This window comes from Lactococcus sp. AK05 (assembly GCF_041026685.1).
GTDB lineage: Bacteria > Bacillota > Bacilli > Lactobacillales > Streptococcaceae > Lactococcus > Lactococcus lactis.
In genome coordinates this window covers 843,639-859,444 of record NZ_JBFTEI010000001.1, presented here as the reverse complement: position 1 = coordinate 859,444, position 15,806 = coordinate 843,639, and the positions used below count along the sequence as shown (strand labels likewise).

Annotated in this window: 11 protein-coding genes and 1 riboswitch; of the genes, 10 read left to right on the top strand and 1 reads right to left on the bottom strand. The window is 32.5% G+C overall.

Annotated elements, in window-relative coordinates:
- The first annotated feature begins 12 nt into the window (after positions 1-12).
- Positions 13-173: riboswitch (M-box (ykoK) riboswitch) on the top strand.
- A gap of 257 nt (positions 174-430) precedes the next feature.
- From mgtA to AB6B24_RS04060, 6 genes are all read left to right on the top strand, one after another.
- Positions 431-3,163, top strand: coding sequence for a magnesium-translocating P-type ATPase (gene mgtA / locus AB6B24_RS04085; RefSeq protein WP_311802681.1), 2,733 nt, complete (start codon positions 431-433; stop codon positions 3,161-3,163).
- Between the two features lie 92 nt (positions 3,164-3,255).
- Complete coding sequence (locus tag AB6B24_RS04080) at positions 3,256-3,909, top strand: metal-dependent transcriptional regulator (protein ID WP_311802680.1); 654 nt, start codon at positions 3,256-3,258, stop codon at positions 3,907-3,909.
- A 154-nt stretch (positions 3,910-4,063) separates the two neighbouring features.
- Positions 4,064-6,337: a 5-methyltetrahydropteroyltriglutamate--homocysteine S-methyltransferase gene (metE, locus tag AB6B24_RS04075; RefSeq protein ID WP_311802679.1), complete on the top strand. Its 2,274-nt coding sequence runs from the start codon at positions 4,064-4,066 to the stop codon at positions 6,335-6,337.
- Positions 6,327-7,178 (top strand): methylenetetrahydrofolate reductase [NAD(P)H], encoded by an 852-nt coding sequence (gene metF / locus AB6B24_RS04070; RefSeq protein ID WP_311802678.1) that lies wholly within the window; start codon positions 6,327-6,329, stop codon positions 7,176-7,178. The genes metE and metF overlap by 11 nt, the downstream gene beginning before the upstream one ends.
- A gap of 363 nt (positions 7,179-7,541) precedes the next feature.
- Entirely contained in the window at positions 7,542-8,564 is a 1,023-nt protein-coding gene (locus AB6B24_RS04065) for a 3-deoxy-7-phosphoheptulonate synthase (RefSeq protein WP_017864532.1), read from the top strand.
- A gap of 284 nt (positions 8,565-8,848) precedes the next feature.
- A complete protein-coding gene (locus AB6B24_RS04060; RefSeq protein WP_311802676.1) occupies positions 8,849-9,949 on the top strand; it encodes a lactate oxidase in 1,101 nt (366 codons plus the stop codon).
- Positions 9,950-10,010: 61 nt separating this feature from the next.
- Here AB6B24_RS04060 and AB6B24_RS04055 read toward each other — a convergent pair whose 3' ends face one another.
- Positions 10,011-11,486 (bottom strand): alpha-amylase, encoded by a 1,476-nt coding sequence (locus AB6B24_RS04055; RefSeq protein WP_311802675.1) that lies wholly within the window; start codon positions 11,484-11,486, stop codon positions 10,011-10,013.
- Between the two features lie 237 nt (positions 11,487-11,723).
- Between AB6B24_RS04055 and AB6B24_RS04050 the strand changes: the two genes are divergently transcribed.
- The 4 genes from AB6B24_RS04050 (at position 11,724) to AB6B24_RS04035 (ending at position 15,706) form a co-directional block, all read left to right on the top strand.
- Positions 11,724-12,626, top strand: coding sequence for a hexosyltransferase (locus AB6B24_RS04050; protein WP_311802674.1), 903 nt, complete (start codon positions 11,724-11,726; stop codon positions 12,624-12,626).
- 216 nt (positions 12,627-12,842) lie between these two features.
- Positions 12,843-14,792, top strand: coding sequence for a sodium:proton antiporter (locus AB6B24_RS04045; protein WP_311804181.1), 1,950 nt, complete (start codon positions 12,843-12,845; stop codon positions 14,790-14,792).
- Positions 14,793-15,001: 209 nt separating this feature from the next.
- Positions 15,002-15,313, top strand: coding sequence for a hypothetical protein (locus tag AB6B24_RS04040; RefSeq protein WP_238991104.1), 312 nt, complete (start codon positions 15,002-15,004; stop codon positions 15,311-15,313).
- A gap of 48 nt (positions 15,314-15,361) precedes the next feature.
- Positions 15,362-15,706, top strand: a complete 345-nt coding sequence (locus tag AB6B24_RS04035) for a hypothetical protein (protein WP_311804180.1) — start codon at positions 15,362-15,364, stop codon at positions 15,704-15,706.
- Positions 15,707-15,806 lie beyond the last annotated feature (100 nt).

Sequence of the window (15,806 nt, the reverse complement as noted above, 5' to 3'; positions counted from 1 at the left end):
TTATGCCATAAGCATAGCCGTCGGTAGGTGAGGCTACCGCAGGGATACGGGTTGCTGCCGCAGAGTCGTGGAGACACGATGAGAGGGCCAACAGTTCACGTCGACAAACAAGGCGTGAAATAGTGCAACAACATTGCCCTGCGGAGCTAAAGCTTGAACGATAGCTTGTAACTGATTCACTCTATAGTAGTGGTATCTTTTTTGGAATTATTCCCTTGCCTACGTTTAAGTTTTGTAGGCAAGGTTTTTTTATATTTAAAAAGGAGGTGAAAACGGAAATGGAATCCCAGAGTATTAATAGTCCCGAGCCTGATAGGCCGCAGATAATTAACGTGATAAGAGCAATTTTCCGTTTTTATCACCTTCTTTAAAGTGCCTAACGTTTGGGACTGTACACGCAAAAATATTATAGAATATGAGGTACAGACCAATGAAAAAACTTAGAAAAACACTCGAAAACACAAAAAGAGCCACAACATTTGTAGATAACAACGAAATAAAAGCAAGATTAGAATTTGCAAAAACTTCTACAAAAGAAGAGCTATTTCAAAAATTTAAAACATCAAATAAAGGATTAAGTGAAGAACAAGTAGAAATCTCTCGTGAACAATATGGAGATAATACGATTACGCGTGGTAAAAAAACTTCACTCATCAAACGGCTTTATCAAGCATTCATCAATCCTTTTACCATTATATTGTTTGTCTTAGCATTAGTTTCAGCTTTTACGGATATTATCTTAGCAGCTCCTGGTGAGAAAAATCCACAAGGACTCATTATCATTACTACAATGGTTTTAATCTCAGGAATTCTGCGTTTCGTTCAAGAGACTAGAAGTGGAAATGCCGCTGAGAATCTTTTAAAAATGATTACGACGACGACAAACGTTCATAGATTAGAATCAGGAAGTCAAGAGATTCCTATTGAAGAGGTTCTCGTAGGCGATATTATCCATCTATCAGCTGGAGACATGGTTCCAGCTGACCTTAGGATTATTCAAGCAAAAGACTTATTTATCAGCCAAGCCTCTTTAACTGGTGAAAGCGAACCAGTAGAAAAACTAGATTTAGCTACTGATGAAAAAGATGATTCAATCACAGAATCAGTAAACCTAGCCTTCATGGGTTCAAATGTCATTTCTGGTAGTGCTTATGGAATTGTAATTGCTACTGGTGATGCGACCATTTTTGGTGAAATGGCAAAAAGTGTAACCGAAGACTCAACTCAAACAACTTTTGAAAAAGGCGTTAACTCAGTTTCATGGGTCCTCATTCGCTTTATGTTAGTTATGGTTCCATTTGTCTTATTGATCAATGGTTTCACTAAAGGTGATTGGATGGAAGCCGCACTATTTGCTTTAGCAGTTGCTGTTGGTTTAACACCAGAAATGTTACCAATGATTGTGACAACTTGCCTAGCAAAAGGTGCAGTCACAATGTCAAAAGAAAAAACAATTATCAAGAACCTAAATTCTATTCAAAATCTAGGTTCAATGAATATTCTCTGCACTGATAAAACTGGAACATTAACACAAGATAAAGTAGTATTAATGCGCCATTTAGATATTCATGGGCAAGAAAATATTCGAGTATTAAGACATGGATTTTTGAATAGTTACTACCAAACTGGTTTAAAGAATTTAATGGATTTGGCAATTATCGAAGGAGCCGAAGCCAAGCAAGATAAAAATCCTGAACTGGGTGGTCTAAGTAGTAAATATACAAAAGTTGATGAAATTCCTTTTGATTTTGAAAGACGGCGGATGAGTGTCGTAGTAAAAAGCAATACTAATGGAGCGACTTCAAAAACGCAAATGATTACTAAAGGTGCAGCTGAAGAAATGTTAGACATCTGTACTTTAGTCGAAGATAAGGGAAATGTTGTTCATTTAACTCCTGAACTCAGAGCATACATTCTGAAAAAAGTTGATGAACTTAACGAAGAAGGAATGCGCGTGATTTTAGTCGCTCAAAAAACAAATCCTTCACCAGTAGATACATTCTCGGTTCAAGATGAATCTGAAATGGTGTTAATGGGTTATCTTGCCTTTCTTGATCCACCCAAAGAATCTACAGCAAAAGCAATCAAAGCACTCAATAAATATGGAGTATCAGTTAAAATCTTGACTGGTGATAACGATAAAGTTACTCGTTCAGTTTGCAAACAAGTAGGGCTTCCAGTTGATAAAACTATTTTAGGTTCTGATATCGACCAATTAGATGATAATGAATTGGCAAGGGTTGCCAAGGAAGCTTCTGTTTTTGCTAAGTTATCACCTCAACAAAAAGCCAGAATAGTAACAACACTTAGAGATTCAGGCAATAGTGTCGGCTATATGGGAGATGGTATTAATGACGCAGCAGCAATGAAATCATCTGACGTTGGAATTTCAGTAGATAGTGCAGTAGATATTGCCAAAGAGTCAGCTGATGTTATTTTGTTAGAAAAAGATTTAATGGTCCTTGAAAAAGGAATTATTGAAGGAAGAAAAACATATGCTAACATGATTAAGTATATAAAAATGACAGCAAGTTCTAACTTTGGTAATATGTTCTCGGTTCTAATCGCTAGTGCATTTTTACCATTTATCCCAATGCTATCTATTCATATTCTCTTACTTAATTTAATTTATGATTTCTCTTGTACCGCTATTCCTTGGGATAATGTCGATGAAGAATATTTGGTTGTTCCAAGAAAATGGGATGCAAGTTCTGTAAGTAAATTCATGTTGTGGATTGGCCCAACAAGTTCCGTATTCGATATTACAACTTATCTCCTAATGTTCTTTGTGATTTGTCCAGCAACATTTGGACCATTTAGCTCTCTTGTTCCTGGAAGTGCAGCATATATTGGATTTATCGCGCTCTTCCATACTGGCTGGTTTGTTGAATCAATGTGGACTCAAACCTTGGTTATCCATATGATTCGTACTCCTAAAATTCCATTTTTACAAAGTCGTGCTTCGGCTCCACTAACAATCTTAACTTTCATGGGAATCATTGGACTTACAATTATTCCATTCACAAGCTTTGGACATTCAATTGGTTTAATGGCTTTACCAATTAACTTTTTCCCATGGCTAATTTTAACAGTAGTGATGTATATGATGCTTGTCACCATATTTAAAAAAATATTTGTTGCAAAATATGGTGAATTACTTTAAATAAAAAATAAAAGTGGTGATAATTTATCCCACTTTTATTTTACTTTGATATAGTCTATGCTATAATTAAATCAAGAAAAGTAAGGTAAAAAATGAAAACATCAAAAAATGAACAAGACTATCTAAAGGCTATTTATAGCCTAAAAAATGAAAGTAATGGATCTGTTAGTATTAATGCCATTGCTCAAAAATTATCAGTATCATCACCAAGCGCCACTGAAATGATTAAACGATTAGCAAAAAAAGAACTTGTTATCCATAAACCTTATTATGGGGTATCACTCACAGAATTAGGAAAGTACGAAGCACGATTTATTTTAAAAAGTCATCGAGTTTGGGAAACTTTTCTTTTTGAAAAGGTTGGGTACACAATGGAGGAAGTCCATGATGAAGCTGAAAATTTAGAACATGCTTCATCGCCTAGATTGATAGAATCTCTATATGTCTTAATGGGCTATCCAGCAACTGACCCTCACGGATCAGAAATTCCTACAGAATCATTTTGGCTGAAAAATGAAGTGGAACTAACGCTTGATGAGGCACAAGTTGAGCAGACCTACCATGTTACTTTGATAGATGAAGAAGGAAAAAACTTTTTCAAAAAATTAGAAATTTCACTTCCACATCTTATTAAAGTAATCGATATATTAGAAGATAAATCAATAATTATTAAAGAAGATAGAGAAAGTTCAATTGTTATTCCGCCATTTTTACATGATAAAATCCACTTAATGCAAAGAAGATAATGAAATACAAAAAGTCCAAGGAGTTTACTGGGGCTTTTTATTATTTTCTGATTAACCTATAGTTTTAAACTATAGGTCATCATATTAAAAATGTATTATTAAAGTTTTATTAAATTTGATAAGATAGACCTATTAAAAATTGGAGACTATGACTATGAAAAAATCAATTATTGCTTTCCCACGTATCGGTTCAAACCGTGAATTAAAATTTGCTCTTGAAAAATATTTTCGTAAAGAAATTACAGAAGAAGAATTACAAACAGTAGCCAAAGAAATTCGGTTGGAAAATTGGAAAAGCCAAAAAGAAGCTGGAATTGACTCACCTATTTCCAATGACTTTTCTTTCTATGACCAAACCTTAGATTTATCAATTGCTCTTGGTGCAATTCCAGAGTCTTATAAAAATTTAGAATTAAGTGAACTAGATACCTTATTTGCATTAGCGCGTGGTTTCCAAGATGAACAAAATGACGTAAAAGCAAGACCAATGAAAAAATGGTTTAATACAAACTATCATTATTTAGTTCCAGAAATTAATAAAGATACAATTATTAAAGCAAATTTTTCAAAATTATTAAATGAATATAAGGAAGCAAAATCAGCTGGCTTTGAAACCAGACCAACAATTATTGGCCCATATACATTTTTAGTTTTAGCAGATTACAAGTCAGGAGCCACGAAAGATACAGTATTATCTGATGTTATTGTAGCTTTTCAAACTCTACTAAAAGAACTTAATCAACTAGGAGTAGAATGGTTACAGATTGAAGAACCAGCACTTGTTTTAGACCAAACTGAAGAAGAAAAAAATTTATTTGTGACTATTTATGAAGAACTACTTAAGAGTAAAAACAACCTTAAGATACTTCTTCAAACATATTTTGGAGATGTTCGTGATAGCTATAAAGAAATAGTAAAGCTTGATTTTGATGGTATTGGTCTTGATTTTATAGAAGGAAGAGATTCGTTAGCTCTTATTCAAAAATACGGTTTTCCCAAAGAGAAAATACTTTTTGCAGGATTAGTAAATGGAAAAAATATTTGGCGTAATAATTATCAAAAGACACTTGAGCTACTAACCGCTTTAGATGAAGTATCAGATATCGTAATTAATACAAGCTGCTCTTTACAACACGTTCCAGTAACAGTTAAAAACGAAACTAAATTATCAAAAGAAATCCTTAAACACTTTTCATTTGCCACAGAAAAATTAAATGAAATTGATGAAATTTCCGATATTTATTTTAATAAAAACACTTCTTTTTTGAAGAAGAATGTCGAACTTTTTGAAAATGAAAGAGTTCGTGAAAATTCTAAACTTAAGCAAAAACTTGATAAATTAACAGAAAAAGACTTCACTAGAGAACCTTCACTAGTTGAAAGACGAGTAAGTCAATCTCAATCGCTTAATTTACCGCTTTTACCAACCACAACCATCGGTTCATTTCCTCAAACGGCAGAGGTGAGAAAAGTTCGGCTACAAAATAAGCGAGGAGAATTAAGCCAAGCAGATTATGACACATTCTTAGAAGAAAAAATAAAAGAATGTCTTAAACTCCAAGAAGATATTGGATTAGACGTTTTAGTTCATGGTGAATTTGAACGAAATGACATGGTAGAGTATTTTGGAGAAAAGTTAGAAGGTTATGTTTTTACTCAAAAAGCATGGGTTCAATCTTATGGGACACGTTGTGTCAAACCTCCAATCGTGTGGGCTGATGTCACTAGACCGGAAGCTATGACCGTCCGTTGGTCAGCCTATGCTCAATCTCAAACATCTAAACCAGTAAAAGGAATGCTGACAGGACCTGTAACGATTCTAAATTGGTCTTTTCCGCGGGAAGATATTTCGTTAAAAGCAAGTACTTTACAATTGGCATTAGCTGTTCAAGAAGAAGTTCTTGACTTAGAAAAAGCTGGCATTAAGATTATTCAAATTGATGAGGCAGCATTGAGAGAAAAGTTACCTCTGCGCAAAAGTGATTGGTATAAAGAATATCTAGATTGGGCAATTCCTGCCTTTCGTTTAGTTCACTCTAAAGTAAAACCGGAAACGCAAATTCATACGCATATGTGTTATTCTGAATTTGAAGATATTATTCCATCCATTGACGCAATGGATGCTGATGTAATTTCTTTTGAAGCAAGTAGAAGTGAGCTATCAATTATCGATGCATTGAAAGCTCACCATTTTCAAACTTTGGTTGGACCTGGAGTCTATGATATTCATTCTCCAAGAATACCTAGCGTAAAAGAAATACAAAATCAATTAGAAAAAATATTGGACAAATTACCAATTGAACAAGTTTGGGTAAATCCTGATTGCGGTCTTAAAACACGCGGTAATGCCGAAACCATTCCTAGTTTAAGACACTTAGTTGAGGCAACTAGGGTGTTAAGAAAGGGAAAGGTTGAATATGACAAGTAATTCCAAAATTCTTTCTTTTGAAGTTTTTCCACCTACAACTCAAATTGGAAGTACCAACTTGGTAAAGACCTTGGATAGCCTAAGAACTCTCTCGCCAGATTTTATCAGTGTAACTTGTAGTAACAATAATTATGATAATATTGGAGATACAACTATAAAGTTTGCTGATTATGTAAACAATACACTAGATATTCCAGCGGTTGCTCATTTACCTGCCGCTTATTTAGATAAAGCTCAAGTGATCGAAATTTTGGAACGGTTAAAAGATAAACAAATCAAAAAAATTCTTGCTTTAAGAGGTGATATCAGCGTTGAACCGATGAAAGATGATTTTAAATTTGCAAGTGATTTGGTTAAATTTATCAAAGATTATGATGATAGTTTTGAAGTTTTAGGTGCATGCTACCCCGATATTCATCCCGAATCAGTAAATCGAGTGAGTGATTTTCATTATCTTAAAGAAAAAGTAGATGCTGGTTGTGACAGATTAATCACGCAACTATTTTTTGATAATGATAGTTTTTATGATTTTCAAGAACGATGCGCAATTGCTGAGATAAATACTCCGATATTCGCCGGAATAATGCCAGTAATCAATCGAAATCAAATTCTTCGTCTATTAAAAAATTGTAATACGCCATTACCAGCAAAATTTATTAGAATACTCGAAAAATATGAACATAATCCTATCGCTTTAAGGGATGCTGGAATTGCTTACGCCATCGATCAAATCGTTGATTTAGTAACAGAGGATGTTGCTGGAATTCACCTCTATACGATGAATAATGCAAATACGGCACACTCCATCCATGCTTCAATTTCTTCTTTATTTACCGTTTGATACATAATAAAGTTTATGTAAAAAGAAATTTTGAAATAAAATTAAGAAAAAATAGATAAATAATTGACAAATCAAAAAATTTTAATTATACTAACTAATAATATTAAATATCGAGGTTCCAAAATGATTAACAACTTTAAAAAATTTTATTTTTTCTTTATGAATGATCCACATTAGTTTTTGGCTAATAAAATGTGGGTCCTCTTTGATGTTCGTTAATCATCTAGGGGATAAAGAAGACGTCCCCTGGGACGTCTTTTTTTATTATAAAGGAGGCACATAAAAAGTAAAATAGAAAAAATTTATTGCAAGTAAAATATTATTAAGTATTTTTACTAAAAAACTATAGAAAAAAGGTAAAAGATGACTTTTAAAGAACTCAGTAACAAAATTAACATTAAAGATGTAAAAGAGCTAAATCATTTAAATGATGAGCAACGAGAAAAGAAAGAAAAACGTGATAAGGAACTTGAAGCGATAATTAAGGGTGAAGACGATAGAATTCTCTTAGTCATTGGCCCCTGCTCATCAGATAATGAAGCTGCAGTTCTAGAATATGCTCACAGATTGTCAAAACTTCAAAAAGAAGTAGAAGATAAAATTTTTATTGTAATGCGTGTTTATACTGCAAAACCGCGGACAAACGGAGATGGCTATAAAGGTCTCATTCATGAACCTGATGCAGATGGACATACAGACCTTATCAATGGGATAAAAATGGTTCGTGACCTTCACTATAAAGTAATTACTGAAACTGGTCTGACTACAGCAGATGAGATGCTATACCCAGAAAATCTACCATTAGTTGATGACTTAGTAAGTTACTATGCAGTTGGCGCTCGCTCAGTTGAAAATCAACAACATCGCTTTGTTGCCTCAGGAATAGATGCCCCAACAGGAATGAAAAACCCGACATCAGGGAATTTAAAAGTTATGTTTAATGGAATGTATGCAGCCCAACAATCTCAAGATTTTCTATTTGGGAATGCTGAAGTAGAAACATCAGGAAATCCATTAGCTCATGCCATCCTTCGTGGTGGACAAGATGAAAATGGTAAAAACCATCCAAATTACTATACAGATAATCTTCTTGAAAGTATCGAAATATACGAAAAAATGGGCTTACAAAATCCATTTATTGTCATTGATACTAATCATGATAACTCTGGGAAGAAGTATATGGAACAAATAAGAATTGTTCGTCAAACATTAGTCAATCGTAATTGGGATGAACAAATTCATAAATATGTCAGAGGATTTATGATTGAATCATATCTTGAAGACGGTCGTCAAGACAAACCAGAAGTATTTGGAAAATCAATCACTGACCCATGTTTGGGTTGGGATAAAACAGAAGAACTTATTAATGAAATTTATAATTCGTGATTGTAAAATGAGAAGGGAAGAGTGAGAAACTTAATAGAATATTTTCATATTCTGTTCAAATAGAAAATAAATTTTTCTATCAAAAGTAAAGAACCAAACCTTATCGTACCACCTTTTAAAATAATAATATAAAAGAGTAGTTTTGCTACTTTTTTAATTTATCTTTTTATATAAGTTTTAGTTTATAAAAAAATAAATCTTTCATTTGTGTATTTTTTAAAAATAAGATGTATAATATATTTATCATCTACAGATGTAAACTTTACAAAAATAGGAGAACTAAGATGACTTATAAAACTAGTACTGAAAACAAAGCGTTAGAAATTGTAAATGTTAAATCACTTGAAGGTAAAGTGAAACAAAGTATGGAGGCTGCGGGAAATAAAGGTGCCTTTGGCTATATTCGTGGTGGCTCTGAAGATGAGTGGACACTGAATGAAAATACATCAGCATTTAACAAAAAACAAATTATGCCTCGAGTATTGAGAGGAATTGATTCTGCAGATTTAAGTACTTCACTCTTTGGTATAAAACTAAAAACACCAATTATCCAAGCGCCAGTTGCCGCCCAAGGCCTTGCTCATGAAGAAGGAGAAGTTGCAACTGCTAAAGCGATGGCTGAAGTTGGCTCAATCTTTTCAATTAGTACTTACGGAAGTACATCAGTGGAAGACGCCGCAAAAGCAGCACCAGATGCACCGCAATTTTTCCAATTATATATGAGTAAAGATGATAAATTTAATGAATTTCTTTTGAAAAAAGCTGTATCAGCTGGAGTTAAGGCGATTATTTTAACCGCTGATTCAACATTAGGTGGCTATAGAGAAGAAGACATTGTCAATCATTTCCAATTTCCTTTACCAATGCCAAATCTAGCTGCTTTTTCAGAAAGTGATGGAACGGGCAAGGGAATCAGCGAAATTTATGCAGCAGCAAAACAAGGTCTTGTTTTAGAAGATATTCAAAAAATTAAAAAAATAACTAATCTTCCTGTAATTGTTAAGGGGGTTCAATCTCCTATTGATGCAGATGATGCCATTAACGCTGGGGCAGACGGTATCTGGGTTTCAAATCATGGGGGACGACAATTAGATGGAGGACCTGCTTCAATTGATGTCCTACCCCTCATCGCCAAAAGTGTTAATCATCGAGTCCCTATTGTTTTTGATAGTGGAGTTAGACGTGGGGAACATGTCTTCAAAGCTTTAGCACAAGGAGCAGATGTCATTGCGGTAGGTCGTCCAGTTCTTTATGGTTTGAATTTAGGGGGAGCCAAAGGCGTTCAATCTGTTTTTGAACACTTAAACAAAGAGTTAAGTATTACTATGCAACTTGCTGGAACAAAAAATATTGAAGAAATCAAACATACCTCATTGATTGACTAATAGTTTAAATAAAAAAAGTACCTTATTAGAGGTACTTTTTTTATCCTATTTGATAAAATAGTTAGTTTTGAAAGTTCATTTGATCAATTTTTGAAACAATTTCCTTATCTACCCAAACCGAAACACTTCCATCATTGACATAAAATTCAGCTCCACCATTTTGATCCAGCGTAATAGGTATTTCATGTCTTCCAAATAAATCTATATAAACTTTACCTGCATACGCCTTATCAATTATCATATATTTTGAGCCACCATTTTTATTAGTTAAAATACATGATAGTCCATATTCCTTATTATCTATTTTTAAAATATTTGTCCATCCAATAACATCAGGATGATCAAAATAATCATTCTCCCTTAAAAACTCAGAGTCTTTACGCAAGGCTATCATAGTTCTTAAGTTATCACCTACAGGATTAACATTATGTGAGGGTATTCCATATAAATCTCCCCAAAAGACAGTAGGAGTTCCTTTTTTGCGAAGTAAAATTAAGCTATAAGCGTGCTCTTTAAACCAAGCTGGAATCCAAGATTGAAGAGCCTGTCCTTCTTGAGTATCATGGTTATCAACAAAAGTGACCGAGAGTTCTGGTTGGCTGGCAGTGAGTGTGTGATCAAAAAGAGTACGCATATCAAATTCTCCATTGGTTGAAGAGGCCTCTTTCAGATTAAAGTGTAGTGGTACATCAAATAATTGTATTTTATCACCGGATTGTTCTAGATAATACTCTAATTTGCCAAGATCATCAGACCAGTACTCGCCAACAATAAAAAGTTTTTTATCCAATTGCTTCGCTCTCTGTTCAAGCCATTTATCAAAATATTTGAAATCAATATGTTTAATTGCATCTAATCGAAAACCATCAATTTTTGTCATTTCTGAAAACCAATGTCCCCATTTTTCAAGTTGTTCTACTGTTTCGGAAACACTAAAATCAAGATCAGCCCCCATTAAATAATCAAAATTACTATTCTCTGAATCTACATTCTCATCCCATTCATGTCCTTCAAATTCAAGAATTTCTTCTTGATTTTTCCTTTCATCATAATCAATTCCCGTAAAGTTGTGCCAGGTCCATATATAATTGTCGTATTTTCCTTGTCTTCCTGGAAATGTAAATTTGGTCCAAACTTCAACAGTTTTATTATTTTCGATGTTATGAAGATGGTTATCTTCTGCTTTAATATCAGCTTCAATAGTTTCTGTTTCATCAGCACCCATCATGTGATTAAAAACGATATCGGCATACACTTCAATATTGTTGTGATGTAGTGTATTAATTAAATCAAGATATTCATCTTTAGTCCCATATTTTGTAGGAATTGTCCCTTTTTGATCAAATTCCCCTAAGTCGAATAAATCATAGGTCCCATAACCAACATCTTCAACTCCAGAAGCTGCCTTGGAAGCTGGAGGTAACCACAATCCTGAAAATCCTAACTTTCCTAAGTCAGGAATATTCTCTTTTATATTATTCCAGTGCTGAGAATCTGAGGGTAAATACCATTCAAAAGCTTGAAGGATTGTTTTCATAAAATCATTTCTCCTTTTTCAAATTGATACAATTCTTTTCTAAAAACTAGCGCTATTAATAATTAGTATACACAAAAAGGAATCTGAAGGACAGCAGAATGATCTAGAATTAATTAGAATATTCAAAAATATAATACTATCATCATTGGTGAATGTATTTTTTGTAAGACGATATTTTTGAATATTCTGAAATTTAATCATACAATGAATTTATACTGAATTGAAAGGAGTTAGAACATGAAAGAAATTTCTTACAGCAAAATACTCTTAGTAGCTAAAAATGCACATCTTTATTTTTTCGATACCTTAAATAATATTGATGTAATTTCAGGACGCCGATTAGTCCATTTTATAAAAAGTGATGTGGGGAAGCATCGGCTTGCCCGTTATCAGCTTATTATATTTTTAGATTCAGGTTTTAAAGCTAACTATCCTAATATTATAAAGGATTTTACCGAGGCAAAGATGATTCTATTTTTTTGGAATCATTTGACTCAAAAATATATTGATTTGCTACAAACCTCTAGAGAAATAGGAGTAATTGATTCCTACTATAGTTTTGACCCTATTGAAGCAAAAAAATATGGGCTCTATCATAATTCTACTTTTTATACTCCTTGTATAAATTTACCTCTTCAAATACCAGATTATGATTTGTTTTTTGGAGGAAATGATAAAGGAAGAACTCAACTTGCACATGTTATTTTAGATAAATGTGCAAGTTTAGATATTTCAATATTACTTTATATCATTAATGGAGAAAAAGGTTTTAAAAATAAAGGATATTTACCCTATCCAAAATTTTTAGAGTTCTTAATTAACAGTAATGGTATTCTTGAAATTATGCAAGAAAATCAGACAGGTTTGACCTTGAGAACAATGGAGGCTATTTTCTTTAAGAAAAAATTAGTTACAACAAATAAAGCCATCAAGCATTACCTATTTTATCATCCAGATAATATTTTTATTTTGGGAGAGGACTCACTAGAGAACTTATCTAAATTTTTGGAAAGAGACTATCATCCACTAGAACATGAGAAAGTCAATTTTTTTGAAAGTCAAAATTGGTTAGATAGATTTTTATTTCCTGAAAAGGAATTACTAAATATTGAATATCGCGATAGTTTACTGGATGGTTAAAATGTTTAGCAAAATTGCTAATGGCCAAATTAAAATAAATAAAAAGACATCAAAATAGATGTCTTTTTATCATTATATTAATAATCTAAATAACTTTTATATACTATGAAAATGACAAATCGTCTTGTATATTTCATAAATTTTAATACTAGGCTTGGAAACCCAATCTTGAACATGTTATACTGTAAAAGTATAAAAATTAGGAAATGGTGTTTTATGTCAGCTATTAGTTTTGTTGCTGTGATGATGATTGGTGTTATCGGGGCAAATATAATCAAAGAGTTTTTTCCACAAATTTCAGAAACTTTTATCTTGATTGGTGTGGGCCTTATTTTGAGTTTCCTACCAGAATTTCAAAATTTTGAATTGGAGCCAGAGTTTTTTATGATGTTAATCATTGCTCCATTAATGTTTTATGAGGGAAGTAAAACTTCATTAAAAAAAGTACGGAAAAATTTTAGAGGAATATTTTTTCTATCAATTACTTTAGCAGTGGTGACTGTACTTTTGGTAGCAGTGCTTACAAATAATATAATGGGTAGCTGGATTTTTCCTTTAGCTATCTGTTTTGCAGCAATTGTAACGCCAACAGATGCAGTTGCTGTAAAATCAATAATTTCTGGGAAGAAAATGCCCGAAGGGGTTAATGAAGCCGTTGAATTTGAATCTTTATTTAATGATGCAACAGGGTTAGTTTTACTGAGCTTAGGATTATCTGTTTTAGAGAGTGGGCATTTCAGTATTTGGGAAGGACTTGGTCGCTTTATATTTGTCTCAATTGGTGGAATTATAATTGGTTTAGTTGTCGGTGCTCTACTGGTACGAATTAGGACGGCAATCAATCTCAGAGCAACTCGGCCAGAAGCTACCATAATCCCTATTTCAATTCTAACCCCCTTCTTTATTTATTTGTTAGCAGAACATTTTGGAACTTCCGGTGTTCTAGCTGTAGTTGCTGCTGGGTTGATTCATAATTTTGAAGGAGATATGCTCAAACTGACTTCAACAAATGTTCAATTAACGAATAATACAATCTGGGAGATTTTAAGCGATATTCTGAATAACTTTGTTTTTATTCTCTTGGGTGTAAGTCTATTTGGAATTTGGGACATTTTTAAATCACTTGGTTGGAAAGAATCAATTGTACTATTTTTGATAAGCGTTTTAGTTTATTTGCTTATGTTATTTATAAGAAAATTTTGGACTAATAGAAAAGGAAATAGATCAATTGAACACTTTTTCTCTGATGTAAAAGAAGAGCGTAACAGTGATTCAACAATTTTTGCTTTGTCAGGTGCCCATGGAACAATGACATTAGCAATGGCTTTCTCTTTACCGTTGAATACTAGTATTTTGAGCAACGAGAATAGGGAAATTATTATTACAATGGCCGCTATCGTTATTCTTTTAAGTCTTATTATACCAACACTGATTCTCCCAAAATTATTACCGGCACTTGGAGGTGAAAGTACTGATAATATAAATCAGGTTCGTAACGATATGGTTGATTATGCGATTCTTCATATGGTAGAAGAAATTGAGGATAGTAAAGTTCGTAGTAGTCTTACCAAACAACTACAATCACAAAAAGGATTACAAATCCCTGACCACACTAAGAGTAGTAAATTAATGGATGAGATAATAAGTTGGCAGGAAACATTACTTGATACAACAACTATAAAAGCACAATTTTCATCTAAAGTTATTGACTATTTTAGAATTTATCTAGAAAACAGCAGTAAACATTCAACTAGTAAGAAAATAAGACGATTATTCTCCAAAAGACGACGTGGCAGAAGAATAGACTCAGTAGAAATGCAAGAATTTGCGACAATAAGAACTGATATAAGCCGACTAGAAAGTAGTTTATATCAACAAACAATCGAAAAATTAAGTTCTCTTGAAAAAGAGAGATTAGAAAATAAGATAACTGACTTTAGTGATATTGAAGAAGTAAAACATATTTTGGAAAACAGGCATTACCGTATTCGCAACGAAATTCAAGAAGATACAATTATTCCAAACGAATTACTCATAGAGGCATTTCAACTTGAATATCAATTTGTATTGAACCAGGTAAAAACTGATGTAATTTCTAAAGAAACAAGTAATAAACTTTTTAAAGAGATTAACAATGCGCAAGTCTTACAACTTCAAAAACAATAAAAAGCCTATTGAGGCTTTTTCTAAAATAACTAAATATATTACCGATAAAGTTGATTCGCTGTGTTGGACTGATTTTATTATTTCATTGATAATAAAAAAAACACTCTGTTCTTTTTAACAATATGCTACAGCAAGTAATGCTGCTTAATGAATTTACAAAAATTTAAAAGATTGTTGCTAGAGATATTGATGCATGGAGGTAATGATAAATGAAATTAATACTATCATCAATTTTGTTAGGATTCGGTGGATTTGATCCAGTAGGAGCAGTTCTTATAATGGCTGCACTAGCAAATGGAACAAAGAAAAAACAAGTATATTTATTTTCTTTAATGGCTTTACTTTCCACGGTTGTTTTCGGATTAATATTTTCATATGGTACTAGTTTAAGCATGAATTATTTTATAAATATAATGAATCATATTCCAGATATGGCTTATGTAATCATAGGTTTTTTGATATCCATTGTATGTGTTGCTTTGTTTATAAGATCTACCTTTCTGAAAGGAAATAAAGAATGAGGAGATGATCAGAAAAAATCGAAATTTATGAAATTTGCAAAGAGAAGTATGCCACTTACAGGTTTTATTTTTGAGTTTTGGGCTATGTCAGATCCTACTTTTTGGGCAATGGTTGCACTAAGTGCAAAAGAGGGGAATATATTATTAACAATATTGTGTTTAACAATTTGGATGTTGTTAGTACAGATTCCTTTATATATTTTAGAAGTATCATTAATATTTAATGTCAATGAAAAATTGATTAAAATAGCAAGTAGGTATTTAGACAAAAATAACCGAAAAAAATTAAGTAATGCCACTAGAATAATAATATCATTATTTTTATTAGGTATTGGTATTTATTTTTTTATTGATTCATTGGTATATTTACTAAAAGGGATTTGGTTATATTAGTTTATATATATTATAGTGAATTAATATAAAACATGTTTAGTGTTTGATAAAAAGATTATAATCTAAGTTTATCTAGTCACTTTTATAGTTTAGTCGCAAA

Excerpts from the sequence above, each read along its gene's own strand:
- mgtA (WP_311802681.1), top strand. The coding sequence starts at position 431 with ATGAAAAAACTTAGAAAAACACTCGAAAACACAAAAAGAGCCACAACA.
- AB6B24_RS04080 (WP_311802680.1), top strand. The coding sequence starts at position 3,256 with ATGAAAACATCAAAAAATGAACAAGACTATCTAAAGGCTATTTATAGC.
- metE (WP_311802679.1), top strand. The coding sequence starts at position 4,064 with ATGAAAAAATCAATTATTGCTTTCCCACGTATCGGTTCAAACCGTGAA.
- metF (WP_311802678.1), top strand. The coding sequence starts at position 6,327 with ATGACAAGTAATTCCAAAATTCTTTCTTTTGAAGTTTTTCCACCTACA.
- AB6B24_RS04065 (WP_017864532.1), top strand. The coding sequence starts at position 7,542 with ATGACTTTTAAAGAACTCAGTAACAAAATTAACATTAAAGATGTAAAA.
- AB6B24_RS04060 (WP_311802676.1), top strand. The coding sequence starts at position 8,849 with ATGACTTATAAAACTAGTACTGAAAACAAAGCGTTAGAAATTGTAAAT.
- AB6B24_RS04055 (WP_311802675.1), bottom strand. The coding sequence starts at position 11,486 with ATGAAAACAATCCTTCAAGCTTTTGAATGGTATTTACCCTCAGATTCT.
- AB6B24_RS04050 (WP_311802674.1), top strand. The coding sequence starts at position 11,724 with ATGAAAGAAATTTCTTACAGCAAAATACTCTTAGTAGCTAAAAATGCA.
- AB6B24_RS04045 (WP_311804181.1), top strand. The coding sequence starts at position 12,843 with ATGTCAGCTATTAGTTTTGTTGCTGTGATGATGATTGGTGTTATCGGG.
- AB6B24_RS04040 (WP_238991104.1), top strand. The coding sequence starts at position 15,002 with ATGAAATTAATACTATCATCAATTTTGTTAGGATTCGGTGGATTTGAT.
- AB6B24_RS04035 (WP_311804180.1), top strand. The coding sequence starts at position 15,362 with ATGCCACTTACAGGTTTTATTTTTGAGTTTTGGGCTATGTCAGATCCT.